The organism is Methylobacterium sp. 4-46, assembly GCF_000019365.1.
In the GTDB taxonomy this organism is placed as follows: Bacteria; Pseudomonadota; Alphaproteobacteria; order Rhizobiales; family Beijerinckiaceae; genus Methylobacterium.
Genome location: NC_010511.1, coordinates 2,804,222 through 2,826,500, shown reverse-complemented (window position 1 = coordinate 2,826,500; position 22,279 = coordinate 2,804,222). Strand labels below are relative to the sequence as shown.

The window sequence follows — 22,279 nt, the reverse complement described above, 5'->3', positions numbered from 1 at the left end:
ACAGAGCGAGACTGACGCGTGGATTCCCTCCTTCAGCTGGCCGCGGACCCGGCCGCCTGGGCGGCCCTGGCGACCCTCGTCGTCATGGAGGTCGTGCTCGGCATCGACAACCTGATCTTCATCTCGATCCTGACCAACAAGCTGCCGCCGGAGCGGCAGGCCGCCGCCCGCCGCATCGGCATCGGCCTCGCGCTCGGCCTGCGGCTCGCCCTCCTGGGCACCGTCGCCTGGATCGTCCACCTGACCCAGCCGGTCGTGACCATCCTCGGTCACGCCTTCTCCTGGCGGGACCTGATTCTGATCGCGGGCGGCCTGTTCCTGCTCTGGAAGGCGACCAAGGAAATCCACCACAACGTGGATCCCGACCCGGGGGAGGGCGAGGCCGGCGCCGCCGCGCCCCTCAGCTTCAACGCCGCGGTGGCGCAGATCCTCGTGCTCGACCTCGTCTTCTCGATCGACAGCATCATCACGGCGGTGGGCATGACCGACCACGTGGCGATCATGGTGATCGCCGTGCTCGCCGCGGTGAGCGCGATGCTGCTCGCGGCCGACCCGCTCTCGCGCTTCATCGCCGCCCATCCGACGGTCGTGATGCTGGCGCTCGGCTTCCTCATCATGATCGGCATGACGCTGATCGCCGAGGGATTCGGGGCGCACGTGCCGAAGGGCTACATCTACACCGCGATGGCCTTCTCGGCGGCGGTGGAGGGGCTCAACATCCTGGGCCGCCGCGCCCGCAGGGCCCGCGCGACGCCCGCGTCCCGCGCGGCGCCGTCCCGCGGCGAAGCCTGACGGCGCGGGCGAGGCGCCCCGCTCGCGCAATGCCCCGGGCGCGCTCCTGCGCGCCCCGTCGCGCTCCTGCGCGCCCCGTCAGGGGAGCGGCTCGGCCGCGGCACCGGCCTCCCGGGCGCAGGTCGCCTCCTCGGGCGGCTGCGCCGGCCGGGCGAGCACCGCGGCGAGTTCCGCCCGCGCGCGGTCGAGATCGGCCCGGAAAGGGGCGCTGGCCACCAGGGCGGCGTACAGGGCGGCGCCGGCGGTGCGGCCGGCCTCGACGTCGCTGCGCCAGTGGACGCCGCAGACGAGCCGGCTCTCCCCGTAGATGCGGCCGCGGCGCAGGATCCCGGTCGCCTGCGCGGGCGCGGCCGAGGCGAGGATCAGCGCGAAGGTCCAGCCCTCGGTCGCGTGACCGGACGGGTAGGAGGCGCTCCGCGCCAGCCGCTCGCTGCGGGCGACGCAGACCGGCAGGCCGTTGCCGACATGCGGCCGGGTCCGCCGGTAATGCTCCTTGGGCGCCTCGACCGCCGCCGCCACGTCGAGCCGCGCGCGTTCGAGCAGGGCCGTGGTGACCGGCAGCTGCGTCGAATCGAGGCTTGTGCCGAGGGCGCAGGAGAAATCCGCCAGGAGGGCCCTCGCCCCGCCCGCCACGTCGGCGGTGGCGAGCGCCCAGCGCGGCGTCCCTTTGAGCGCCCGGGTGCGCGCGAAGGTCAGCCGGTCGGCGGCCTCCGCCTCCGTCCCGGCCTGCGGCGGCGGCGCCAGCACGGCGATGGTGTCGAGGGCGCCGGGGGCGAGGTAGGGCTGGCGCGCCGGCGCCTCCGGCGCGACCGGATCCGCCCGCACCGGCGGCGCGGCCTCCTCGGCCCGGGCGACCTGCGCGAGACCGACGAGGAGGAGGGCGAGGAGGCGGCGCATCCGAGGCTCCGATTCGGGGCGGGGCGCATCCGATACCGGAGATCGCTCCCCCGCGTCCATCGGCGCGGCGCCCGCCCGGGGGCCCCTCCTGCCCTTGCGGCAGCGGCGCGGACCCGTCACGATGACGCAGGCTCCTCGGTCACGCGGATGCGATGGCGGGCGGCGCGATGCGCGACCATGTTCTCATCACCGGCGCCGGCTCGGGCATCGGCCTCGCGACGGCCCGCGCGCTGGCCGCCCGCGGCGACCGCCTCCTCCTGGTGCTGCGCCCCGGCGCGCCCGATCCGCCCGGCCCCTGGCCCGCGGACACGCTCGTCCTGCGCTGCGACCTCGCCCGCCCGCCGCAGATCCGCGCCCTGGCCGGGGATCTGGCGGCCATCGCGCCGCGCATCGACGTCGTCCTCGCCAACGCGGCGGTGCAGCCCTGGCGGCGCATCCTGACGCCCGAGGGGCTGGAACTCGGCTTCGCCACCGGCGTCCTCGGCACCTACTGCCTGATCGAGGCGGTTCGCCCATTCCTCGCCCGGGCCCCCTCTCCCCGGCTCGTCGTCACCGGCTCCCTGGTGCATCGCTGGGGCCGCTACGATCTCCCGGGCCTCTTCCGGGGCGAGCCGTTCGATCCGAACGCGACCTACTTCGCCACGAAGCTCGCCCAGATGCAGCTCGTGACCGCCTTCGCGCGCGCCCTGCGCGCCGAGCGCGTCGCCGTGCACGCCCTCGAACCGGGCATGACGCGCACCGCCTTCGCCCGGCACTTCCGGGGCGTCTTCCGGCTGATGGCGTGGCTGTGGCGTCCCTTCATGCGCGCGCCCGAGGCGGTGGCGCAGGACTTCGCCGCCCTGATCGCCCGCGACGACCTGCTCGCGCTGACCGGAACGACCTGGCACCGGGGCCGCCCGCGGCCTGCCGCCGCGGCCGCCCTCGACGCGGTCGCCGCCGAGCACCTGGTCGCCGGCCTGCGCGGCCTCCTCGCGGGTCCCGCCGGGACGGCGCCCGGGAGCCGGGCGGAGGCGGCCGCGCCGCGCCCCGCCTGATCCCGCCCGAAACCCGGTGCCGCCCTGCCCCGTTGTCCGGACGACCCGGAGCCCGGAATGAGCCTGCGCGACAACACAGAGGCGAAGCGCTTCGAGCTCGCGGTGGGCGGGCAGGTCGTGTTCGCCGATTACGACCGGCGGGACGGGAGCCTCGCCATCCTGTACGTCTACGCGCCGCCCTCGCTGCGGGGCACCGGCGCGGCCGGCCGCCTGATGGCGGAGATCGCCGCACAGGCCCGCCGCGAGCGGCTGCGCATCCTGCCCTATTGCGGCTACGCGGCCGCTTGGCTGCGGCGGCATCCTGATCATCGCGACCTGGTCGGGTGAGGCGCGCCGGCCCTCACGCGCGTGTGGCGCGCCGCGCGGTTCCCGGCCATGATGCCGCCTCAAGCGCCGCCGCAGCGCGCCGAGCGGCGCGGCCGGGGTCGGGAGGGAACGCGCCGTGAGTCTCCATCATGCACTCGCCGCCCGAGCGCAGGCCGGCCGGCCCGTCCGCGTCGCGCTGATCGGCGCCGGCAAGTTCGGTTCCATGTTCCTGTCGCAGGCGCCGCGCACGCCGGGCCTCCACGTCCTCGGCATCGCCGATCTCAACCCGCAGCGCGCCCGGGCGGCGACGGCGCGGGTCGGCTGGCCGGCCGAGCAGGTCGCGGCCCGCTCGGTCGCCGAGGCCCTGCGCGGCGGCGGCACCTTCGTGACCGACGACGCTGCGGCGCTGATCGCCGCCGACGGGGTCGACGTGGTGATCGAGGCCACCGGCCATCCGGGCGCCGGCATCCGCCACGCCCTGCTCTGCTGCCGCCACGGCCGCCACGTGGTCATGGTCAACGTCGAGGCCGACGCGCTGGCCGGGCCCCTCCTCGCCCGGCAGGCGGCCGAGGCCGGGATCCTCTACTCCTTCGCCTATGGCGACCAGCCGGCGCTGATCGCCGAATTGGTCGATTGGGCCCGCACCGCGGGATTCCCGGTCGTCTGCGCCGGAAAGGGCACCAAGTACCTGCCCGCCTACCACGCCTCGACGCCCGACACCGTCTGGGGCCATTACGGCTTCACGCCCGAGCAGGTGGCCGCCGGGGACTTCAACCCGCAGATGTTCAACTCCTTCCTGGACGGCACCAAGTCCGCCCTGGAGATGGCGGCGGTCGCCAATGCCTGCCGGCTCGATCCCGGCCCGGACGGCCTCGCCTTCCCGCCCTGCGGGGTCGACGACCTGCCGAGCGTGCTGCGCCCGCGCGAGGCGGGCGGCGCCCTGCCCTTCGCCGGCACCGTCGAGGTGGTCTCCTCGCTGGAGCGGGACGGGCGCCCGGTCTTCCGCGACCTGCGCTGGGGCGTCTACGTGGTGATCGAGGCGCCCTCGGACTACGTGCGCCGCTGCTTCGCCGAGTACGGGCTGCGCACCGACGCGAGCGGGCGCTACGCGGCGATGTACAAGCCCTACCACCTGATCGGGCTCGAACTCGGCCTCTCGGTGGCGAGCCTGGTGGTGCGCGGCGAGCCCACCGGCGCCACGCGCGAGTTCCGCGCCGACGTGGTGGCGACCGCCAAGCGCGACCTGCGGGCCGGCGACCGCCTCGACGGCGAGGGCGGCCACACGGTCTACGGCCGCCTGATGCCGGCCTCCGCCTCGCTCGCCGCGGGCGGCCTGCCGATCGGCCTCGCCCACGGCTTCACGCTGACCCGGCCGGTGCCGGCCGGCAGCCTCGTGCGCTGGGAGGACGTCTCGTTCAACAGCGAGGACCCGGCGGTCCGCCTGCGGCGCGAGATGGAAACCCTGTTCGCCCGGGAAGCCGGAGTCAGGACCTGACGTTCTGCACGACCGCGCCCGGCGCCGCGGTGCGGTCGATCTCGTTGAACACCGCTTGGCAGCCGCTGCTGAGATTCACCCGCTCGCGGCGCAGGCAGGCCTTGATCCGGCCCACGTCCGGGATCTCGCTGCTGCACAGCCGGAACACGTCCGGCGTGCAGGCGGCCCTCTGCGCCGCGGTGCCCTCGGCCCGGCTCGCGGTCGCCGCGGCGACCGAGAGGAGGACGGCGCAGATTCCGACCATCGACTTGCTCATGCTGCTCCCTCACCGTCGCACAGCAGCGCCCGGCCGCGCGACCGCAAGGTCGCTCGGGATTTACCTGGTGGGCCGCCGTTTCGTGTGAAGAAAGACTATGAGCGGTTGATGAACTCGGTCAAGCGATAGAATCCTCGATCCTCTCGAACCTTGTGCGCCGGGTGCGAGGCAGCACAATGTTCGAGATCGCACAGTTCTTGGGCGTCCGGGCGCGGTTCCGGCGCCTCAGCCGGCGAGGCGCTGGGGCTCGCGCTTGGCGCGCTCGAAGGCGTCGAGATCGACGGCGAGGCCGAGGATCTGCCGGGCGCTCATCCGGACCGGATCGAGCGGGCCGCCGATGCCGTGGGCCAGGAAGACCTCCTGCATCTCCGGGTTGCGCATCGCGCCGCCCATGGTCCAGTTCGGGAAGAGCCGCGCCGGGACGTTCTGCACGGTCACGATCGTCGCCGCGCTGTGGCGCGTGTCCCGCCCGATCCGCGCGTAGGTGTCCGAGACGCGGGCGCGGTCGCCCTCCAGGATCTGCACGAACCACGTCTTGTCGAAGATCAGGAAGCCGGTGATGCCGTCCCGGCCGTTGTTGCGCTGCGAGGCCGACACGATCTCGCGCAGGTTGGTCAGCATCGCGCGGTCGCCGCCCTGCACGGTGTTGCGGCTGTAATAGACGAGCTGGTGGATCATCGAAAACCTGCCTGATGACGGCGCCGGGACGGCGCCCGTGCATTGGCTGTTCGAAATCCTAACCAGGGATGAATTCGCCCCAGGGGGAGCGGATCTCGGCCGAGTTCGCGCGGCGAAGTGGTGAAATGTACCTTAATTCCTATTTCTAGGACCAAGGACCCAGGTCGACCGGCGCCAACGCGGCGCCGCGCTCCTCCCCGCTCCGCCGCTCGGCGCGGGCCAGCTGATCCGACGCCCGGGCGCGACCTTCTCTGATCTGCCCTTGGGGCATCGTCTCAGGTTGACGCAGGGGGCGCGCCGCCAGATCACCACTCGATCTGGTGCATTGCACCAGGCCTGCCCGCGCGGCCGGGCGCGATCTAAGAATAATGTCCGCAACAAATGCCGGCCTCCGGGTTTCAGCATTGGTAATCATTATCTCTCTGGTAACGAGTGCAATCCAAAGAATGGCGCGTCGGCGGTGCGCCCCTGGGTTCGGGCGGCCAAGCCAGCCTTTGGAGTCGGTCGTGTCGGTCCAGCCCCTGTCCATCCGCACGAAATTGATCGCTGCGTTCACGCTTCTCGGCCTCGTCATCGTGGGGCTCGGCGCCCTCGGCCTCGTCAGCACCCAACGGATGCGCGAGCAATCGGCGGCCGTCGAGAAGGACTGGCTCCCGGGCGTGCGCGCCCTGGGCGAGATCGACACGCGGGCGGCGCGGCTGAACGGTGTCCTCTTCCGCCACATCCTGGCCACCGATCCGGCCCTCACGGCCACGATCGAGAAGGACCTGGTGCGGTTCGGCACCTGGGTCGAGGAGGCCAAGGCCAAGTACGAGCGCCTGATCAACGCGCCGGAGGAGCGCGCGCTCTACGATGCCTATCGCCGGACCGCCGAGGCGTTCGAGGCCGAGCGCCAGATCGTCCTCGACCTGTCGCGCCGGGGCGAGAAGGCGGCGGCCTTCCAGCATTACGAGACGAAGGCGATCGGGCCGCGCCGGGCGATGTCGGACGCCCTCGAGAAGCTGGTCGCCTACACCAACGACGGGGCGGAGCGGGCCCAGGCGATGAGCGAGGGCGCCTACGACACCGCCCGCACCATGGCCTGGCTCGGCATCGCGGCCGGGCTCGCCCTGGCGGTCGCCCTCGCCGGCCTGATCGTGCGGGGCGTCACGCGGGGCATCGCCTCGGTGGTCGCGCCCATGCAGGCGCTCGCCGCCGGCGACGTCTCGGCGGCGATCCCGCACCGGGGCGAGCGGACCGAGCTCGGCACCCTGGCGGACGGGGTCCAGGTCTTCAAGGACAGCCTGCTGCGCATGCGCGCCCTGGAGGAGGACAGCCAGGCGGCGCGGGCGGGCGCGGAGGCGCAGCGGCGCGCGGCCATGCGGGAGATGGCGGACGGCTTCGAGCAGGCGGTCGGCAGCATCGTCGGCCTCGTCTCGGCCGCGGCGAGCCAGCTCCAGGCCACCGCCCAGGGCATGGCGGGGGCCGCCACGATGACGGCGGAGCAATCGACCAGCGTCGCGGCCGCCGCCGAGGAGGCGGCCACCAACGTCAACACCGTCGCGGCCGCCGCCGAGGAACTCGGCGCCTCGGTGCGGGAGATCAGCCGGCAGGTCGGCGGATCGGCCGAACTCGCCCGCGAGGCGGTGCAGGAGGCCGGCGTCACGGCCGAGTCGGTGCGCGAACTCAGCGCCGCGATGGGCAAGATCGGCGACGTGGTGACCATGATCACGGCGATCGCCGGCCAGACGAACCTGCTGGCCTTGAACGCCACGATCGAGGCGGCGCGGGCCGGCGAGGCCGGCCGCGGCTTCGCGGTGGTCGCCGCCGAGGTCAAGGAACTCGCCAACCAGACCGCGCGCGCGACCGAGGAGATCACCGCCCAGATCGCCCGCATCCAGGGCACCACGGGCCAGACGGTCTCGGCGATCGGCGCGATCACGCGGCGGATCGAGGAGATCAGCCGGGTGGCGACCTCGATCGCCGCCGCCGTCGAGGAGCAGGGCGCGGCGACGCAGGAGATCGTGCGCAGCGTCGCCCAGGCCGCCGAGGGGACCGGCGAGGTGACGGCCAATGTCGGCGGGCTCGCGGCCGCCGCGGGCGAGACCGGCGCGGCGGCCTCCCAGGTCCTGGCGGCCTCCTCGGACCTCTCGCGCCAGTCGGACCAGCTCGGCCGCGAGGTGAACGACTTCCTCGCCCGCGTGCGCGCCGCCTGAGCGGCGCGTGCGCGCCGCCTGAGCGGCGCGTGCGTGCCGCCTCAGCTCCGGGGCGGCACGGCCGCGGCATCGAATCCGTCCGGCACCCGCCCGGTCGGGCGCACGAGCGGGTAGGGCCCGCGGGCGAGGAAGCGCCCGGAACCGGGCTCGGCCAGGACGGCGCCGTCGCGCACCGCGACCTCGCCCCGGCGGATCACCGTGGCGGGCCAGCCCGTCACGGCGAGCCCCTCCCACGGCGTGTAGTCGATGGCGTGGTGGAGCGCCGCGTTGCGAATCCGGCGCTCGGCCGAGGGGTCCCAGAGAACGAGGTCGGCATCGGCGCCCGGCGCCAGCGTGCCCTTGCGGCCGGCGAGGCCGAACAGCCGCGCCGCGTTGGCCGAGGTCAGGCGCACGAAGGTGGGCAGGTCGATCCGGCCCTTGGAAACCCCCTCGGAGAACAGCAGCGGCAGCCGCGTCTCGATGCCCGGCACGCCGTTCGGGATGGCGTTGAAGGCCGGCATCCCGTCCGGCCGCGCCTCGGCCCCGCCCTGGCCGTAGCCGCTGCTCCCCGGGTCGCGCTTGGCGGTGGCGAAGGAGAAGCCGCAATGGTCGGAGGAGACGATGTCGAGCGTCCCGTCCGCGATCCGCGCCCAGATCCGCTCCCGCTCGGCCGGCGCCCGCAGGGCCGGCGAGCAGACCACCTTCGCGCCCTCGAAATCCGGCCGCGCCAGATCCTCCGTCGAGAGGGTGAGGTATTGCGGGCAGGTCTCGCCCCAGACCTTGACGCCGCGGGCCCGCGCGCGGGCGATCTCCTCGGCCGCCTCGTCGCAGGAGACGTGGAAGATCTGGATCGGCTGGTCGACGAGTTCGGCGAGCGCGATGGCGCGGTGCGTCGCCTCCCGCTCGACCACGGGCGGGCGCGCCCAGGCGTGCTGGAGCGGATCGGTCAGGCCCGCCGCCAGGAGGGCCCGGATGCGCCAGCCGATCGCGTCGAAATTCTCGCAATGCACGGTGACGAGCGCGCCGAGCCGGCGCGCCGTCGCCAGCACCTCCAGGTACTGGCCGTCGGTCAGCCGCAGCGGATCGTAGGTGAGGAAGACCTTGAGGCTGCGGATGCCGCGCGCCACCAGGGCCGGCACCTCGCGCTCCAGCACCTCCGGCGTCGGGTCGGTGATGATCTGGTGGAAGCCGTAATCGGCCCGCGAGGCGCGGGCGCGCGCCTCGTAGCCGGGCGCCGTGCGGGCGATCGGGTGACCCTTCCATTGCGGCACGAAGCAGATGAAGGAGGTGGTGCCCCCGGCGAGCGCCGCCGCGGAGCCCGAGGCGAAACTCTCCTCCTGGACGCCGCCCGCCTCCGAGGGCTCCTCGATGTGGCAATGCGGGTCGAGCCCGCCCGGGGTCACGACGAGGCCCTTGGCGTCGATCTCCTCGGCGCCCGGGCGGAGCGCGCGGCCGATCGCGGCGATGCGACCGTCCCTGATCGCGAGATCTGCCTCGAAGGTCTCGGCCGCGGTGGCGAGCAGCCCCCCTCGGACGACGAGATCGAAATCGCGGTCGTGGCTGGCTGGCGGCATGCGGGCTCCTCCCTCGGGCGACGCGTCGGACGCGAGGATGCCCGAACTCCGCTGCCCCTGCGACACCGGATCCGGCGCTCCTCCTCGCGGCCTCATGCGAGAACCGTGCTAGAGCGGAGCCGTCACGCCTCGCCGACCGGAGCGGAGCCCTGCCTGTCCTCACGCCCGACGAGTGGAGCGCGCTGCGGCTCAGCCTGCAGGTCGCGGGCGTCGCCACGCTGGCGAGCCTGGTCCCGGGGCTGCTCGTCGCCCTGCTCCTCGCCCGGGGACGCTTCCGCGGCCGGGCCCTGCTCGACGGCCTGGTGCATCTGCCGCTGATCCTGCCGCCGGTGGTGACGGGCTACCTCCTGCTCCTCGGCTTCGGCCGCCGGGGCCTGTTCGGGGCCGCCCTGGCCGAGATCGGGATCGTGTTCTCGTTCCGCTGGACCGGCGCCGCCCTCGCCTGCGCGGTGATGGGCTTTCCCCTGATGGTGCGGGCGATGCGGCTCTCGATCGAGGCGATCGACCCGCGCCTCGAACAGGCGGCCGCCACCCTCGGGGCGCCGCCGCTCGGGGTCTTCGCCGTCGTCACCCTGCCGCTCGCCCTGCCGGGCATCCTGGCCGGCGCGGTGCTCGCCTTCGCCAAGGCCATGGGCGAGTTCGGCGCCACCATCACCTTCGTGTCGAACATTCCCGGCGAGACCCAGACCCTGCCCTCCGCGATCTACGCGCTGACGCAGGTGCCGGGCGGGGAGGACGGGGCCCTGCGGCTGACCCTGGTCTCCGTCGCCGTCTCGATGACGGCGCTCCTCGCCTCGGAGGGGCTGGCGCGGCGGGCGAAGCGGCGGCTCGGCGCGTGATCACCGTCGAGGCAAGCCACGCGCTGGGGCACTTCTCCCTCGACGCCGCCTTCACGGCCGCGGGCCGCGTCACGGCCCTGTTCGGCCGCTCGGGCGCGGGCAAGACGAGCCTGGTCAACGTCGTCGCCGGCCTGCTGCGTCCGCGGGCGGGCCGCGTCGTGGTGGACGGCGCGGTGCTGCTCGACACGGCGGCCGGGATCTGCGTGCCGGTGCACCGGCGCCGCGTCGGCTACGTCTTCCAGGACGCGCGGCTCCTGCCGCACCTCAGCGTGCGCCAGAACCTGCTCTTCGGGCGCTGGTTCGCGGGGTCCGGGAGCGCGGCTCCCGGCCGGGCGGAGCCCTCCCTCGGCGCGGTCGCCGATCTCCTCGGCCTCGGCCCCCTCCTCGCCCGGCGCCCCGCCGGACTCTCGGGCGGCGAGCGGCAGCGGGTGGCGATCGGCCGGGCCCTCCTCGCGCATCCGCGCCTGCTCCTGATGGACGAGCCGCTCTCGGCCCTCGACGAGGCCCGCAAGACCGAGATCCTGCCCTACCTGGAGCGGCTGCGGGACGAGGCCCGGGTCCCGATCATGTTCGTGAGCCACGCGGTGGCGGAGGTGGCCCGGCTCGCCGACACGGTGGTGGTGCTGGAGGCCGGCCGGGTCGCGGCGAGCGGGCCGGCCGACGCGATCCTGCGCCGGTCCGACCTGCTGCCCGGGCCGCAGGCCGCGGAGGCGGGCGCGCTCCTGGAGCTGCGGGTCGCGGGCCACGACCCGGATTTCGGCCTGACGCGGCTCGAAGGCGCCGTGGGCAGCCTGACCGTGCCCCGCCTGGACCTGCCGGTGGGGAGCGGCGTGCGCGTGCGCGTGCGCGCCCGCGACGTGCTGGTGGCCCTGGAGCGCCCGCGCGGCCTCAGCGCCCGCAATCACCTGCCCGGCACGATCCGGACCATCGCGCAGCAGCCCGGCGCCTACGCGACGGTCGAGATCGCCTGCGGGGCGGCCCTGCTCTCCGCCTCGCTCACCCGGCACGCGGTGCACGAACTCGGCCTGAGGCCGGGCCTGGAGGTCTTCGCCCTCGTCAAGGGCGTCGCCTTCGATCCCGCCACCATCGCGAGCGGGGCGGAGGTCGCGATCTAGATAGAAACTGGCTCCGCCTGCGTGAGGGTGCAGATGAAGCCGAGCCGCTCGATCTGGCGCACGAGGGCCTTGGCGCGGTGCTCCGGATCGACGTTTCGGAAGCGGTGGGGTCCCAGATCGATGTAGGCTGTCCCGTCGAGGAGCATGTGGTAAGCGGCGGTGAGCAGGGAGGCGGCCACGGCGCAGATCGCCTTGTTGGGACCGCGGCGGGCGCGCAGGCGCTGGAACTGGGCCTGCGGGTAGCTCTGCTTCTTGCGCACCGCCCTCGGGCCGCGAGCGCCACGCGTCGTAGCCGGATGGCGAGACCCGCAGCGCGCGGCAGAGGGTGCGCACGGGCCAAGTGCCCTGGTGGTCATCGATGAAACGGAACTTCATCGCGGCGTCTCCGCGAAGATGCCGATGGCCTTTTTTAAAATGTCGCGCTCCGTGCGGGCGCGCTCCAGCTCGCGACGCAGCCGCGCGATCTCAGCAACCTGATCGGCGGGTGAGGCCACGGGTGAGAAGGGCTGTGCTGCCGGAGCGGCCGCCCGCGAGCGGGGCGCCTCGCCGGTGAGAACAGCGCGCCAGTTGCGCAGCATCGAGGGCTGGATGCCAAGTTCCGCCGCGATCTGCATCTGCGGGCGCCCGCTGCTCTCCAGGAGGGCCACCGCCGCGCGCTTGAATTCGGGGGTGAACTCCCGTCGCGTCTTCGTCGCCATTGAACGCCTTCCTCGCTCCCCACGAGCGTATCAGAGGCGTCCACCAACTCGAGGGAGGATCATCCAGCATTGACGATTCGCGGCCTTGCTGTTGGACCATTCAGCGTAGGCGCCTCGAAAGAGAGACATTCAACTGTTCTTGGGCCATCGGGATTCCTCCGCATGCTTAGCGCTCCGTGCCGTGAGCCGATTACGCGGGTCTGCGGCACGCCGATCATGGTAACGGGCTGAACCTGGGGCGGACGAGACGCCGCCCCTCCTCGCGGTGGCGCCGGCACTCACAGAAAGCAATTCTCGACTATCAGCCGAGTTAATCGCCGCTTCATCCTCGAAGCGCCCAGACGCAAGATGACCCCGGCCAACGACGGGCCTTGAAGGTGGTCTCGTCACCGTTCCAGAAGGCGATCTCGCCGGAGATGGCGTCGGGTCGGTCGAACTCAGCCCAGCCGTCGCCCCAAACCTCGGTCCCCTCATCCGAGCCATGGAACCGGAAGCCCACATCCGTTTGGCTGTAGGAGCAATCGAGGCTCGCGACGACCACCCCGAAGCGGAACTCGCCCGTGCCGCCAGGTTCGAACGCGATGAAGGCCGGCTCGATCATATCGAGGTAGTCGTTGTCCCATGTGCCGGTCTCGGTGATCCGCCACTGGCCCCGGAACCGTTCACGGATGCTGCTCATGTGACCCATCTCCAGATCGGCACGAAGGACGGACCATGGCCGGTGAGAGCACGCCGACAACGCGGGACGCCATTCTCGCGCAGTATCGACCGGTCCGAGCATCCATCCAGGTCGTTCTCGCTCAAGCAGTCCCGCGCTGCAAGAAGGCCGATTTCGACCGGGCCCTGAGCAACTCAACCTCGTGGACGAGGCGCAGCTTGAGGATGAGACGACCTTCAACATGCTTTGCGATGTCGCCCTGGTCGAGCCCAACCAGCGCGGTCGGCGCGTGTTCGACGGCTTCCTGGGCGATCGCCTCGCCTCTCTGGACTCGCCTGAGCGCGATCTGGCGCCCTGCCTCGCCGATGCGTTCTTCTCGATCTTCCGGGTGGCCGGCCGGCACGAGCACTCGGGCGTGTGGGTCGAGGATCTTCTCGCCTCCAGGCGCCGGCTCTGGTTGCTCGACGAGCGCGTCGAAGCCTCCGCGCCGGAGAACCTCGTGATCGCCGTGCGGGTGTTCGACGCCGGACCATCGTATGCCGGCGTCGCGATTGTCGTGCAGCCGGACGAGGACATGGCGGCGTTCTGCACGGCAGCCGCCGCGCGGTGCGATCGCATGCCCGCGCGCCACGCGCTGGCTGCGGGGCTGTATAGGGACGGCATTCTGCCGCGCAGCATGCACGGTGCCGCCGTCACGGATATTCTCGCTGCCTTAGCCGAGGCCTGGATGCCTGGCTCGGGTCAGGGCTCAGGGGCAAAGACGGCTCTCAGCCACAGGCAGCACCAGGCGGCGTCGGCAGGTCGGAGGAATGGTTTTGTTTCGGTTTGATTCACGGCGCGCAACACGCCGGACCGCGTCGGGCACAGCCAAGCTCGTCAGGTCCACGGTGAAGGCAGCGCACACCGCGGCCAAGCAGCAGACCAAAGTCGTTCGGCAGACGAGGCACATGCTGAAGGCGCTCGAGCGAGAACCGTCGAGCCGACCACCCGGGCGGTTTGTCGATGTCGACGGGCTGAGGGTTCACTACATCGTGCGCGGCAAAGGGCGGCCGGTGGTGCTGATCCACGGCAATGGGACGATGGCGGAGGACTTCGTCATCTCCGGCCTCCTCGATCAACTCGCGAAGAAATATCGCGTGATCGCGATAGACCGGCCGGGATTCGGTCACACGGAGCGACCGAGGCACCGCATCTGGACGGCATCGGCGCAGGCACGGCTCCTCGAGCGCGTGCTGGCGCAGCTCAACGTCGAACGGCCCGTTATCGTGGGGCATTCCTGGGGCACCATCGTGTCGCTGGCGCTCGCCACCCAAACCCAATCCGACCTGCGAGGGTTGGTCCTGCTGGCGGGATACTACTATCCGAGTCGGCGGACCGATGTGGCCCTGATCACGCCGCTCGCCGTCCCGGGCATGGGCGATGTCGCACGCGCTTTAATGCCGGACGCCATCGGACACCTCCTCGCACCGCAGGTCTTCCGGCACGTGTTCAAGCCGCAACCGGTCCCAGCACGCTTCATGGCGCGGTTCCCGGTCGCGATTTCAATCCACCCTACCCAGGCGCGCGCAAGCGCGGAGGACACCGCGACCATGAACGCGGCCGCGGCTCTGCTTGAGCGACACTACCCGACGCTTCGCTTGCCCGTCGCAATCCTGGCCGGCGACGCGGACGCGGTCGTCGACGCCCGCGCGCAGTCCCGGCGTCTCCAAGAGGACGTGGTCGGAAGCACGTTGCTGATTCTGCGAGGCCAAGGACACATGATCCACTACTCGGCGAGAGCCAAGATCGGGCAGGCGATCGACGCCCACATGGCACTTACGAACAAAAGCCTGAAACGGCGTTGATTGCCACACGGGTGCTACGCGGGTGGGCTTGCACCATCTCTCACGGCATGACGGTTCCTGAGCCGATGGCCTTGACGGCATGCGACCTGCACACCTCGCCAGCAGTCTTGCTTCTGCTGTCAAGCTCCTCATACGGCATCCGGTTGATGGCTTCGCCATCTCCGATTTCGGCCATGCGGATGTCGGCGTCGCTCAGGCGCCGCGCGGGCTTGGGATCCGGGATCCGCTTCGATCAGGCGGATCCCGGATCCCACAGGAACAGAAAGATCGCGATCAAGTCATTGATCGCGATCCAAGACCATAAGGCCCAGCAGATTACTTGTTACTGTAAGCCAAGTTCGGTCGCGCGTTGGCTGCGCGCTCTTTCGTATTCGAGATCTCGACCTCGTCGCGCCGCACTGTGTCTCTCACCGTTTCGATACGCTTCGTGCGCTCGCGGCGGACGACGACCTCTTCCCGCACCTTGACGCCTTTTCCGACGATCGGCACTTCGGATGTCTCGATCATCTCGACAGTGAGTTCAGTCAAGGCCTCACCCGTTACAGCGTCGGTAGCTGGCCTGCGCCGTTCAACCACAACCCTTTCGTCATAGAGCGCCACCTTCTGCTCAACCGAGTTCTCCACGACGTAGCGGCGGACCGTGGTGGTGCCGCTGTTCACCGTATGCTTGCCCACGATCAGCGTCTCTTCCGCCAGAGGAATTACTTCCTCCTCGTGGGTGGATTGCCGGGTCGAGGATGCTGGGGCAGTCGCCGAACGAGCGACGGAACGGCCCTGCGGGAAGCCCCACATGCCAAACATCGCATCCCAGAATAGGGAGCCCGAGCTTAACGGCGCAGCGGCAGTGCGCTGAGCGCCCTCCGCAGCGGTCCGGATTACCGTCCGGGAGCTCTCCTCCACGACCTCGGCCGCTTGCCTGACTTGCTCAGCGGCCTGTCGTGCCGCCGCCCTGGAGCTCCGCTCGCGGTCTGCAGCTTCCTTCTCCCTAGCTAGCACCTCTTCTGCCCGATCACGTTCCCGCTTTTGCTCGGCGCGGCGCTGTTCAGCCTCAACGCGCCTGGCTTCGTCGGCTTCAGCCTGGTCACGCTCCCGCTTTTGCTCGGCACGCCGCTGTTCAGCCTCAACGCGCCTTGCCTCTTCGACTTCGGCCTTGCCGTCCTCGATCTTACCGGCAACGGTCTGCGCCTCCTCGTCGCTTAGCACCTTCATAACTGTCGGGAGCAGCTCCTTCCGCTCATCACGCACGCTTTGCTGAAACACCTTTCTCAGCTCAGCAACCTTGGGGGCGAACTCCTCACTACTCTTCGGCGTCTGCTCAAGTTCAGCCAGCAGCCTGCGGGTCTGTCTGTTGTCGTTCAGAGCCTGAGCCACGAGCTCCCTGGTCTCTTTGTGCTTACGAAGGACAGGAAAAAGGTGCTCTTCTTCAAGCTGAGCGGAGAGCTCCAACTCAGACTTGAGTTCAGCAAGCAGGCGCTCTCGCGTCTTAACCGCGTTCTCGGAGGTCTCTGCGAGCCTCGCAAGGAGTTCGGTTGCCTTGGCTGGACTGGTTTGAATCAGCTGCCTGATGGTGGTCATGCTAACCCTCGTGCAGGGTGGGATGAAGATCATCAACACGGAACTCAAGCAGTGGCGAATCCACTCGGTCCTGAGTTCCTCGTGGTGATTTCGAGGCGTTGAGTTGCAGGATCTTCCGTTGTCCGGCGCGTTCGTGCGCTCTCTTGATGTCGACGTGGGACGGGTCACCGCGCCCGCGACCCCGTGACAGCACGAGGCCCGGGGCCCCGCGGCAGTATGAGGTTTCATGCTGCATCGCAATGAGCAACGGTCTCCCGCACCAATCGGTTCCGATGAGTTGGTCGTGCGGCTCAGCCAAAATTCTTTGTAGATGCTTCGGTGAATTCGTAATAATCTACAGACATACAATTTTCTCGCGCCCGTCTCAGTCGAGAGCGTCTGGTGCACCGCACGGGTGAGCCGCGCTGCAATCCGGTTCGGCGGAGTATAGTCACGCTCCCCGCGCTGAAGCGCTCGATCCGCGTCATCGTCGGGGTCTGCAGCAGACCTCCGAGCGCGGCGGTGGACCACTACGCAGGCCTTCGCCGCGATCGCGGCGGCGGGGCGGGGCTCCGCGGTGGTGGCGAGCGAGGTAGAGGCGCGCGCCGATCAGATCGAAGGCCGGCGACGAGATCGTCCGCCAAGTCGGCGGCATCCAGAGCGCGACGGGCGGCACCCTGCAGGCTATCCAGGCGACCCGCGCCGCCATGGAGGACCTTGGACGCGCTCGCCGCCGAGATTACGCAGGCTATCGGGCCAGCAGGAGCAGGAGACCGCGAGCATCAGCCGCAACGCCGAGCACGCGACCTCGCACACGGGCCGGGTCGGGGCGAGCGTCGGCGCGTGGCGCGGGGCGGTGAACCCCTTTGCAGAGACACCCCAACGGGATGCGCAGCCGGGAGGATGAGAGGTCGAGCGCCGATCGCCGGAGAGCTTCAGGGCGCCGCTCCAAGGAGCTCCGCCCGGCACTCGCCGAAGCCGATCGGCGCGAAGGTGTCGCGGACGCCGCGTGCCCGCAGGATCACCTCGTCGCCGTCCTCCAGAAACCGGCGCTCCTCGCCCGACGCGAGCCGGAGCGGCTCCCGGCCACCGAGGGTCGCTTCGAGGAGGCTGCCGCAGGCGTCGCGGTCCGGGCCGGAGATCGTGCCCGTCCCGAGCAGGTCGCCCGGCTGCAGGTTGCAGCCGCCGCCGGTGTGGTGGGCCACCATCTGCGCCACGGTCCAGTACATGTGCCGCGTGTTCGAGGCCGAAATCCGGTGGGGGCCGAGGCCCGCCGCTCGCAGGCCGGGCGTCAGCAGCAGCACCTCGAGCCGGAGGTCGAAGGCGCCCCTTCGCTGGTCGACCTCGTCGGTTAGGTAGGGCAGCGGCCGCGGATCGCCCTCCGGCCGGGGGCTCTGCGCGATCCGGAAGGGTGCGAGCGCCTCCGCCGTGACGATCCAGGGCGAGATCGTCGTGGCGAAGTTCTTGGCGAGGAACGGTCCCAGCGGCTGGTACTCCCACGCCTGGATGTCCCGCGCCGACCAATCATTGAGGAGGCACACGCCCGCGATGTGCGCGTGCGCGTCGCCGATCGCGATCGGCTCGCCGAGAGTATTGCCGGGGCCGATCCACACCCCGAGTTCGAGTTCGTAGTCGAGTCGCCGCGAGGGGCCGAAGACCGGGTCGCCCGCCTCCGGCGGCTTTGACTGCCCGCGCGGGCGCCGCACCGGGGTGCCCGAGGGCCGGATCGAGGAGGCGCGGCCGTGGTAGCCGATCGGCACGTGCTTGTAGTTCGGCAGGAGCGGGTTGTCCGGCCGGAATTGCCGGCCGATATTCTCCGCGTGGTGGATACCGACGTAGAAGTCGGTGTAGTCGCCGATCGCGGCCGGCAGGTGGAGCCGGCAGGACGAGGCCTCATGCAGCAGGGGCGCGACCCGGTCGCGATCCGGCGAGCCCTCCGCGAACAGGGCTGACAGGCGCGCCCGCAGCGCCCGGCGCGGCCCCGCCCCCAAGGCAAGGAGCCTGTTGAGCGTCGTCCCGCCCGCGGCCTCGGCGGCGAGCGCGGCCTCGCCCGAGAGGAGGTTCGCGGCAAGCAGCGCCGGCAAGTCGAGGATGCGCCCGCCGATCGCGACGCCCGCCCGCGGCGTCCCGTCACCCGGCGAGAACACCCCGAGCGGCAGGTTCTGGATCGGAAAGTCCGAGTGGCCGTTCGCGCCGGGCACCCAGGAGCGCAAGGTCGCGGCGTGGGTGGCGTCGATGTCGGCCATCACCGCGCCTCGGCACGGTTCGGGTCGAAGTGCTTGGCGAGCTTGCGCCCGTAAGCGGCGTAGTCCTTCTGCCGGGCGGGCGTCTCAGCGGCGAAGCGGCTGACCTTCTGGGGAAAGCGCGTCTCGAACATGAAGGCGAGCGTGCCCTCCAACTTGTGCGGCTTGAGATCGACGTTCGACGCCCTCTCGAAGGCGTCAACGTCCGGCCCGTGCGGCAGCAACGTGTTGTGCAGCGAGGCCCCGCCCGGCCGGAAGCCGCCGCCGGTCTTAGCGTCGTAGACCCCGTAGACCAGCCCCATGAACTCGCTCATCACGTTGAGGTGGTACCAGGGCGGCCGGAAGGTGTTCTCCGCCACGAGCCAGCGGTCGGAGAAGATCACGAAGTCGATGTTGGCGGTGCCGGGCGTCTCGGAGGGCGAGGTCAGCACCGTGAAGATCGACGGGTCGGCGTGGTCGAACAGGATCGGCCCAACCGGCGAGAACTTGCGCAGGTCGTACTTGTAGGGCGCGTAGTTGCCGTGCCAGGCGACCACGTCGAGGGGCGAGTGGTCGATCTCCGCCGCCCAGAGCGCGCCGCCCCACTTCACCAGCATGGTCCCGGGCGCGTCGCGGTCCTCGTAGGCGGCGACCGGGGTGAGGAAGTCGCGCTGATTGGCGAGGCAGTTGGCGCCGATCGGGCCGCGCTCCGGCAGTGTGAAGGCGCCGCCGTAATTCTCGCAGACGTAGCCCCGCGCCGGCCCGCCGAGGAGGTCGACCGCGACCTTCACCCCGCGCGGGATCACGCAGACCTCGCCCGGTTCGACGTCGATGATCCCGAACTCGGTGCGCCAGCGGAGCGCTCCCTCCTGCGGCACGACCAGCATCTCACCGTCCGCGTTGGAGAAGTACTCGTCCGGCATCGAGCGGGTGGCGAAGTAGAAGTGGGCGCCCATACCTGCCTGGGCACCGGCGTCGCCCGCCGTGGTCACGGTGCAGATGCCCTCCACGAAGGACAGGGGTTCCGAGGGGATGGCCACCGGGTCCCAGCGCAGGGGCGCGGGCGGCAGGTCGACCAGCTCCGCCGGTGCCGTAAGCCAGAGGCGAGCGTCGACTTTTCGGAAGTCGCCCCAGTGCATCACCGTGGGGCGGATGCGGTAGAGCCAGGAGCGCTCGTTGGCGGTGCGGGGCGCCGTGAAGGGTGAGCCCGAGAGCTGCTCGGCGTAGAGGCCGTAGGGGCAAATCTGCGGCGAGTTGCGTCCGATCGGCAGCGCGCCCGGCAGTGCCTCGGTCTCGAAGCCGTTGCCGAAGCCTGACATGTAGCCGGGGTGGATCTGGGCCGCGGCAATCGTGCCCGCGGGATCGAGACGGCCGTGCTGGTTCATGGCGGGATCTCCTGTTGGTCGGGACGGATCACGGTCGAGCGCGCGGCCGCCCTCGGCTTCCGAACGGAACGCCTCGGCGACCGGGATCGTGGCGAGCAAAGGCCCGCGGGGTGCCATGGGATCGGACAGGGACGGGAGCGGCCCCCACGCCGCCGAAGGCGCGGGCGGGCGCGTCCTCGTCTCGTACCGACCGCCCGAGATGCTGCCGCATCGCGCCGCCATCGCGCGGCGCTGGCGAGTCAGGCTTCGACACGGGCCGGCAGCCGGCTGAAGCCGCGGAAGCGCACCCGCCGCGAGCGAAGCGGCGGACCATCGAGCGCGTAGGACGGAAACCGCGCCAGGAAGCGCCCGATGGCGATCCGCCCCTCCAGCCGCGCGACGGTCATGCCGACGCATTGGTGGATGCCGCTCGCGAAGGCGAGGTGGCGATTCGGCTCGCGGGCAACGTCGAAGCGGTCGGGATCGGGAAACTGGTCCGGATCACGGTTCGCCGCCCCGATGCCGAGCGTGATCTGGGTACCCGCCGGGAAATCGCGTCCACCGAGCGCGAAGGGCTTGGCAGCGATGCGGTTGCCGAGCTGGTTCGAACTCTCGAAGCGCAGCATCTCCTCGACCGCCCGGCGGAGCAGATCCGGCTCAGAGAGGAGCCGTTCGCGCGCCTCCGGCCATTGCGTCAGCAGGTGCAGCCCGTTGCCGATCAGGTTGGTGGTGGTCTCGTGGCCGGCATTAAGGATGAAGATGCAGTTCTGCAGCAATTCCTCGGGCGAGAGGCGCTCCCCCTCCATCTCGCCCTGGATCAGACGGGTCAGGATGTCCCGCTCCGGATCACCGAGACGGCGCCGCCTCTCGGCGACGAGACGCTTCAGGTAGTCCAGGAATTCGGTTACGGCGCGGTTGCCGGCCTCCATCGTGGCGGCGTCGAGGACCGGCTCCAGCGCGCCCAGGATGGCGAGCGACCACGCCCGGAGCGGCTCCCGCTCGGCCCGCGGCACGCCGAGCAGGTTGCCGATCACCTCGACGGGGATCGCGGCGGCAAAATCCTCGATCAGGTCGATCCGGCCGCGCTCCTCCGCCGCGTCGAGGAGCCCGTCGACGAGCGCCACGATGCTCGCCTCCATCGAGGCGATCGCCCGCGGCGCCAGGGCACCCGCGATGATCCGCCGGACCCGGGTGTGGCGCGGCGGGTCGTTGAAGACGAGGCTCGTCGTGTGATGCGCGTACAAGGGAGAGGGACCGAACTTGGCCCCGAACTCCACGACCTTGTCGGAGCTGAAAGTGGCGGCGTCCTTGTAGACCCGCTCCAGGTCCACGTAGCGGGTGAGCAGGACCTGCCCCGGCGCGAAGACGTGGACTGGGGCGTGGGTGCGCAGGGCCGCGTAGACCGGGTAGGGGTCCTCGATGAACCCCTCCGGCAGGCGCCGCAGGTCGAAGCGTCTGGCGCGCTCGGCCGCGTCCACCGCGCTCACCCGTTCTGCCCGGCGCAAGCCGGGTTTATCGGCAGGAAGGCCTCGCCCTGCGGGATGGAGCGCACCGCCTCGTAGAGGTCCCAGGGGCCCTTGCTCTCGCGCTCGCCCTTCACCCGATAGAGGACGGGGTCGTAGAGAAGCCGCCCGTCGGCCCTCAAGGTCGCGGGATGGCCGAAGAAGGCGACCGGCATGGCCCGCATCGCCTTGTTGACCGCGAGCGCCTCGTCCGTGCCGGCCTGTGCGACCGCCTTCAGGTAATGCGTCACGGCGGTGTAGATCAGCGCCTGGTTCTTGGTCGGCATCACGCCGGTCTTGTCCTGGAAGCGCTTGGCGAAGGCGCGGGCGGGCTCGCTCTGGTCCCAGTAGAAGGCCGAGGAAAAGGTCAGGCCGTGGGCGACCGGCAGCCCGAGCCCCTTGATATCGGTGATGTAGACGAGGAAGCCCGTGAGGGTCTGCCCCCCCTGCGTCAGGCCGAACTCGTTCGCCTGCTTGATCGCCTTAGTGAAGTCGTCGCCGACGCTGGCGAAGGCGACCACGTCGGCGCCCGAGGATTGGGCCTGGAGCAGGAAGGAGGAGTAGTCGGCGGTGGCGATGGGGTGGCGCGACGTGCCGACCACCTTGCCGCCGAGCGACTCGACGACGGCCGTGGCCTCCTTCTGGAGCGCGTGCCCGAAGGCATGGTCGACGGTGATGAAGTACCAGGATCGGCCGCCGCGCTCGAACACCGCACGCGCGGTGCCGGCCGTGAGCGCGTGGGTGTCGTCGGTCCAGTGTGACGACGTGGGCGAGCAGGTCTTGGCGGTGAGGTCGGAGGTCGCCGCGGCCGTGATCATCACGGTGCGGTTCTTCTCCTTGGACACGGCCTGGACGGCGAGCGCGATGGCCGTGACTGGCAGGTCGACGACCGCGTCGACCTTCTCCACGTCGTACCAGCGCCGGGCGATGCTCGACGCCACGTCGGGCTTGTTCTGGTGGTCGGCCGAGACGATCTCGACCGGCTTACCCAGGATCCAGCCGCCGGCATCCGCGGCGGCCATCTCGGCCGCGATCACCGAGCCGCGCCCGCCGCTGTCGGCGTAGGGTCCCGAGAGGTCGGTGAGCACCCCGATGCGGACCACATCGTCCGAGACCTGCGCCGCGGCGGGGCCGGCGAGGAGGGAGAGCGCGAGGGCGGCCCGGCGCAGGCCGGCAGCGGATCGTTTCATCGAAGGACTTCCTCCCGGGCCGGCACCGACGCTCTTTCCGGCGGAGTGCGGCGGCCCCGTCCGTCACAGCCGATCCCGGGCGGCAAG

The 22,279-nt window shown here is 71.0% G+C and carries 21 protein-coding genes and 1 pseudogene; 9 read left to right on the top strand and 13 right to left on the bottom strand.

Annotation, left to right across the window (positions count from 1 at the left end):
* Positions 1 to 18: 18 nt before the first annotated feature.
* The gene (locus M446_RS12155; RefSeq protein ID WP_012332397.1) at positions 19 to 792 is read left to right on the top strand and encodes a TerC family protein; all 774 of its coding nucleotides are present in this window, start codon (positions 19 to 21) and stop codon (positions 790 to 792) included.
* Between the two features lie 78 nt (positions 793 to 870).
* Here M446_RS12155 and M446_RS12150 read toward each other — a convergent pair whose 3' ends face one another.
* On the bottom strand, positions 871 to 1,689 hold the full coding sequence (locus tag M446_RS12150; protein WP_012332396.1) for an acid phosphatase: 819 nt from the start codon (positions 1,687 to 1,689) through the stop codon (positions 871 to 873).
* 167 nt (positions 1,690 to 1,856) lie between these two features.
* Between M446_RS12150 and M446_RS12145 the strand changes: the two genes are divergently transcribed.
* From M446_RS12145 to M446_RS12135, 3 genes are all read left to right on the top strand, one after another.
* Positions 1,857 to 2,723 carry an SDR family NAD(P)-dependent oxidoreductase gene (locus M446_RS12145; protein WP_265576600.1) on the top strand — a complete coding sequence of 289 codons (867 nt, stop codon included), beginning with the start codon at positions 1,857 to 1,859 and terminating at the stop codon, positions 2,721 to 2,723.
* A 57-nt stretch (positions 2,724 to 2,780) separates the two neighbouring features.
* On the top strand, positions 2,781 to 3,050 hold the full coding sequence (locus M446_RS12140; RefSeq protein WP_012332394.1) for a GNAT family N-acetyltransferase: 270 nt from the start codon (positions 2,781 to 2,783) through the stop codon (positions 3,048 to 3,050).
* A gap of 115 nt (positions 3,051 to 3,165) precedes the next feature.
* Positions 3,166 to 4,524, top strand: coding sequence for an NAD(P)H-dependent oxidoreductase (locus M446_RS12135; protein ID WP_012332393.1), 1,359 nt, complete (start codon positions 3,166 to 3,168; stop codon positions 4,522 to 4,524).
* On the opposite strand, the gene M446_RS12130 is transcribed toward M446_RS12135, so the two are convergent.
* Positions 4,514 to 4,780: a hypothetical protein gene (locus tag M446_RS12130; protein WP_018260892.1), complete on the bottom strand. Its 267-nt coding sequence runs from the start codon at positions 4,778 to 4,780 to the stop codon at positions 4,514 to 4,516. The two genes, M446_RS12135 and M446_RS12130, sit on opposite strands and share 11 nt — an antisense overlap.
* Positions 4,781 to 5,005: 225 nt before the next feature.
* Positions 5,006 to 5,458, bottom strand: a complete 453-nt coding sequence (locus M446_RS12125) for a BLUF domain-containing protein (protein WP_012332391.1) — start codon at positions 5,456 to 5,458, stop codon at positions 5,006 to 5,008.
* Between the two features lie 506 nt (positions 5,459 to 5,964).
* Between M446_RS12125 and M446_RS12120 the strand changes: the two genes are divergently transcribed.
* A complete protein-coding gene (locus tag M446_RS12120; protein WP_018260893.1) occupies positions 5,965 to 7,653 on the top strand; it encodes a methyl-accepting chemotaxis protein in 1,689 nt (562 codons plus the stop codon).
* Between the two features lie 41 nt (positions 7,654 to 7,694).
* Here the strand turns inward: M446_RS12120 and hydA are convergent, their stop codons facing one another.
* Positions 7,695 to 9,206, bottom strand: a complete 1,512-nt coding sequence (gene hydA, locus M446_RS12115; protein ID WP_012332389.1) for a dihydropyrimidinase — start codon at positions 9,204 to 9,206, stop codon at positions 7,695 to 7,697.
* Positions 9,207 to 9,355: 149 nt separating this feature from the next.
* Between hydA and modB the strand changes: the two genes are divergently transcribed.
* Positions 9,356 to 10,045 (top strand): molybdate ABC transporter permease subunit, encoded by a 690-nt coding sequence (modB, locus tag M446_RS12110; RefSeq protein ID WP_026190656.1) that lies wholly within the window; start codon positions 9,356 to 9,358, stop codon positions 10,043 to 10,045.
* Positions 10,042 to 11,160 carry a molybdenum ABC transporter ATP-binding protein gene (modC, locus tag M446_RS12105; RefSeq protein WP_012332388.1) on the top strand — a complete coding sequence of 373 codons (1,119 nt, stop codon included), beginning with the start codon at positions 10,042 to 10,044 and terminating at the stop codon, positions 11,158 to 11,160. Before modB ends, modC begins: the two co-directional genes overlap by 4 nt.
* Before the next feature lie 103 nt (positions 11,161 to 11,263).
* Here modC and M446_RS39695 read toward each other — a convergent pair.
* The 3 genes and pseudogenes from M446_RS39695 to M446_RS12090 form a co-directional block, all read right to left on the bottom strand.
* Positions 11,264 to 11,414 (bottom strand): annotated as a pseudogene (locus M446_RS39695) (IS110 family transposase); the annotation flags it as partial.
* Positions 11,415 to 11,531: 117 nt separating this feature from the next.
* Positions 11,532 to 11,858: a transposase gene (locus M446_RS12095; RefSeq protein WP_012332387.1), complete on the bottom strand. Its 327-nt coding sequence runs from the start codon at positions 11,856 to 11,858 to the stop codon at positions 11,532 to 11,534.
* Between the two features lie 322 nt (positions 11,859 to 12,180).
* On the bottom strand, positions 12,181 to 12,537 hold the full coding sequence (locus M446_RS12090; RefSeq protein WP_012332386.1) for a hypothetical protein: 357 nt from the start codon (positions 12,535 to 12,537) through the stop codon (positions 12,181 to 12,183).
* A 181-nt stretch (positions 12,538 to 12,718) separates the two neighbouring features.
* On the opposite strand from M446_RS12090, the gene M446_RS12085 reads away from it, so the two are divergent.
* Together M446_RS12085 and M446_RS12080 are read left to right on the top strand one after the other, a co-directional pair.
* Positions 12,719 to 13,345: a hypothetical protein gene (locus M446_RS12085; RefSeq protein WP_012332385.1), complete on the top strand. Its 627-nt coding sequence runs from the start codon at positions 12,719 to 12,721 to the stop codon at positions 13,343 to 13,345.
* Positions 13,326 to 14,360 (top strand): alpha/beta fold hydrolase, encoded by a 1,035-nt coding sequence (locus M446_RS12080; RefSeq protein WP_012332384.1) that lies wholly within the window; start codon positions 13,326 to 13,328, stop codon positions 14,358 to 14,360. Before M446_RS12085 ends, M446_RS12080 begins: the two co-directional genes overlap by 20 nt.
* A 40-nt stretch (positions 14,361 to 14,400) precedes the next feature.
* Here the strand turns inward: M446_RS12080 and M446_RS38885 are convergent, their stop codons facing one another.
* The 6 genes from M446_RS38885 to M446_RS12055 form a co-directional block, all read right to left on the bottom strand.
* Positions 14,401 to 14,535 (bottom strand): hypothetical protein, encoded by a 135-nt coding sequence (locus M446_RS38885; protein WP_265576598.1) that lies wholly within the window; start codon positions 14,533 to 14,535, stop codon positions 14,401 to 14,403.
* 140 nt (positions 14,536 to 14,675) lie between these two features.
* Positions 14,676 to 15,935, bottom strand: coding sequence for a DUF2382 domain-containing protein (locus M446_RS12075; RefSeq protein ID WP_043701157.1), 1,260 nt, complete (start codon positions 15,933 to 15,935; stop codon positions 14,676 to 14,678).
* A gap of 914 nt (positions 15,936 to 16,849) precedes the next feature.
* On the bottom strand, positions 16,850 to 18,160 hold the full coding sequence (gene fahA, locus M446_RS12070) for a fumarylacetoacetase (RefSeq protein ID WP_012332382.1): 1,311 nt from the start codon (positions 18,158 to 18,160) through the stop codon (positions 16,850 to 16,852).
* Positions 18,160 to 19,521, bottom strand: a complete 1,362-nt coding sequence (gene hmgA, locus M446_RS12065; RefSeq protein ID WP_012332381.1) for a homogentisate 1,2-dioxygenase — start codon at positions 19,519 to 19,521, stop codon at positions 18,160 to 18,162. Before hmgA ends, fahA begins: the two co-directional genes overlap by 1 nt.
* Positions 19,522 to 19,760: 239 nt before the next feature.
* Complete coding sequence (locus tag M446_RS12060) at positions 19,761 to 20,987, bottom strand: cytochrome P450 (protein ID WP_012332380.1); 1,227 nt, start codon at positions 20,985 to 20,987, stop codon at positions 19,761 to 19,763.
* Positions 20,984 to 22,192: an ABC transporter substrate-binding protein gene (locus tag M446_RS12055; RefSeq protein ID WP_012332379.1), complete on the bottom strand. Its 1,209-nt coding sequence runs from the start codon at positions 22,190 to 22,192 to the stop codon at positions 20,984 to 20,986. The genes M446_RS12060 and M446_RS12055 overlap by 4 nt, the downstream gene beginning before the upstream one ends.
* Positions 22,193 to 22,279: the final 87 nt, after the last annotated feature.

What these genes read in the sequence shown, in the direction of transcription:
- M446_RS12150 (WP_012332396.1), bottom strand. Translation starts at nt 1,689, where the DNA reads ATGCGCCGCCTCCTCGCCCTCCTCCTCGTCGGTCTCGCGCAGGTCGCC.
- M446_RS12145 (WP_265576600.1), top strand. Translation starts at nt 1,857, where the DNA reads ATGCGCGACCATGTTCTCATCACCGGCGCCGGCTCGGGCATCGGCCTC.
- M446_RS12140 (WP_012332394.1), top strand. Translation starts at nt 2,781, where the DNA reads ATGAGCCTGCGCGACAACACAGAGGCGAAGCGCTTCGAGCTCGCGGTG.
- M446_RS12130 (WP_018260892.1), bottom strand. Translation starts at nt 4,780, where the DNA reads ATGAGCAAGTCGATGGTCGGAATCTGCGCCGTCCTCCTCTCGGTCGCC.
- M446_RS12125 (WP_012332391.1), bottom strand. Translation starts at nt 5,458, where the DNA reads ATGATCCACCAGCTCGTCTATTACAGCCGCAACACCGTGCAGGGCGGC.
- hydA (WP_012332389.1), bottom strand. Translation starts at nt 9,206, where the DNA reads ATGCCGCCAGCCAGCCACGACCGCGATTTCGATCTCGTCGTCCGAGGG.
- M446_RS12095 (WP_012332387.1), bottom strand. Translation starts at nt 11,858, where the DNA reads ATGGCGACGAAGACGCGACGGGAGTTCACCCCCGAATTCAAGCGCGCG.
- M446_RS12090 (WP_012332386.1), bottom strand. Translation starts at nt 12,537, where the DNA reads ATGAGCAGCATCCGTGAACGGTTCCGGGGCCAGTGGCGGATCACCGAG.
- M446_RS12080 (WP_012332384.1), top strand. Translation starts at nt 13,326, where the DNA reads ATGGTTTTGTTTCGGTTTGATTCACGGCGCGCAACACGCCGGACCGCG.
- M446_RS38885 (WP_265576598.1), bottom strand. Translation starts at nt 14,535, where the DNA reads ATGGCCGAAATCGGAGATGGCGAAGCCATCAACCGGATGCCGTATGAG.
- M446_RS12075 (WP_043701157.1), bottom strand. Translation starts at nt 15,935, where the DNA reads ATGACCACCATCAGGCAGCTGATTCAAACCAGTCCAGCCAAGGCAACC.
- fahA (WP_012332382.1), bottom strand. Translation starts at nt 18,160, where the DNA reads ATGGCCGACATCGACGCCACCCACGCCGCGACCTTGCGCTCCTGGGTG.
- hmgA (WP_012332381.1), bottom strand. Translation starts at nt 19,521, where the DNA reads ATGAACCAGCACGGCCGTCTCGATCCCGCGGGCACGATTGCCGCGGCC.
- M446_RS12055 (WP_012332379.1), bottom strand. Translation starts at nt 22,192, where the DNA reads ATGAAACGATCCGCTGCCGGCCTGCGCCGGGCCGCCCTCGCGCTCTCC.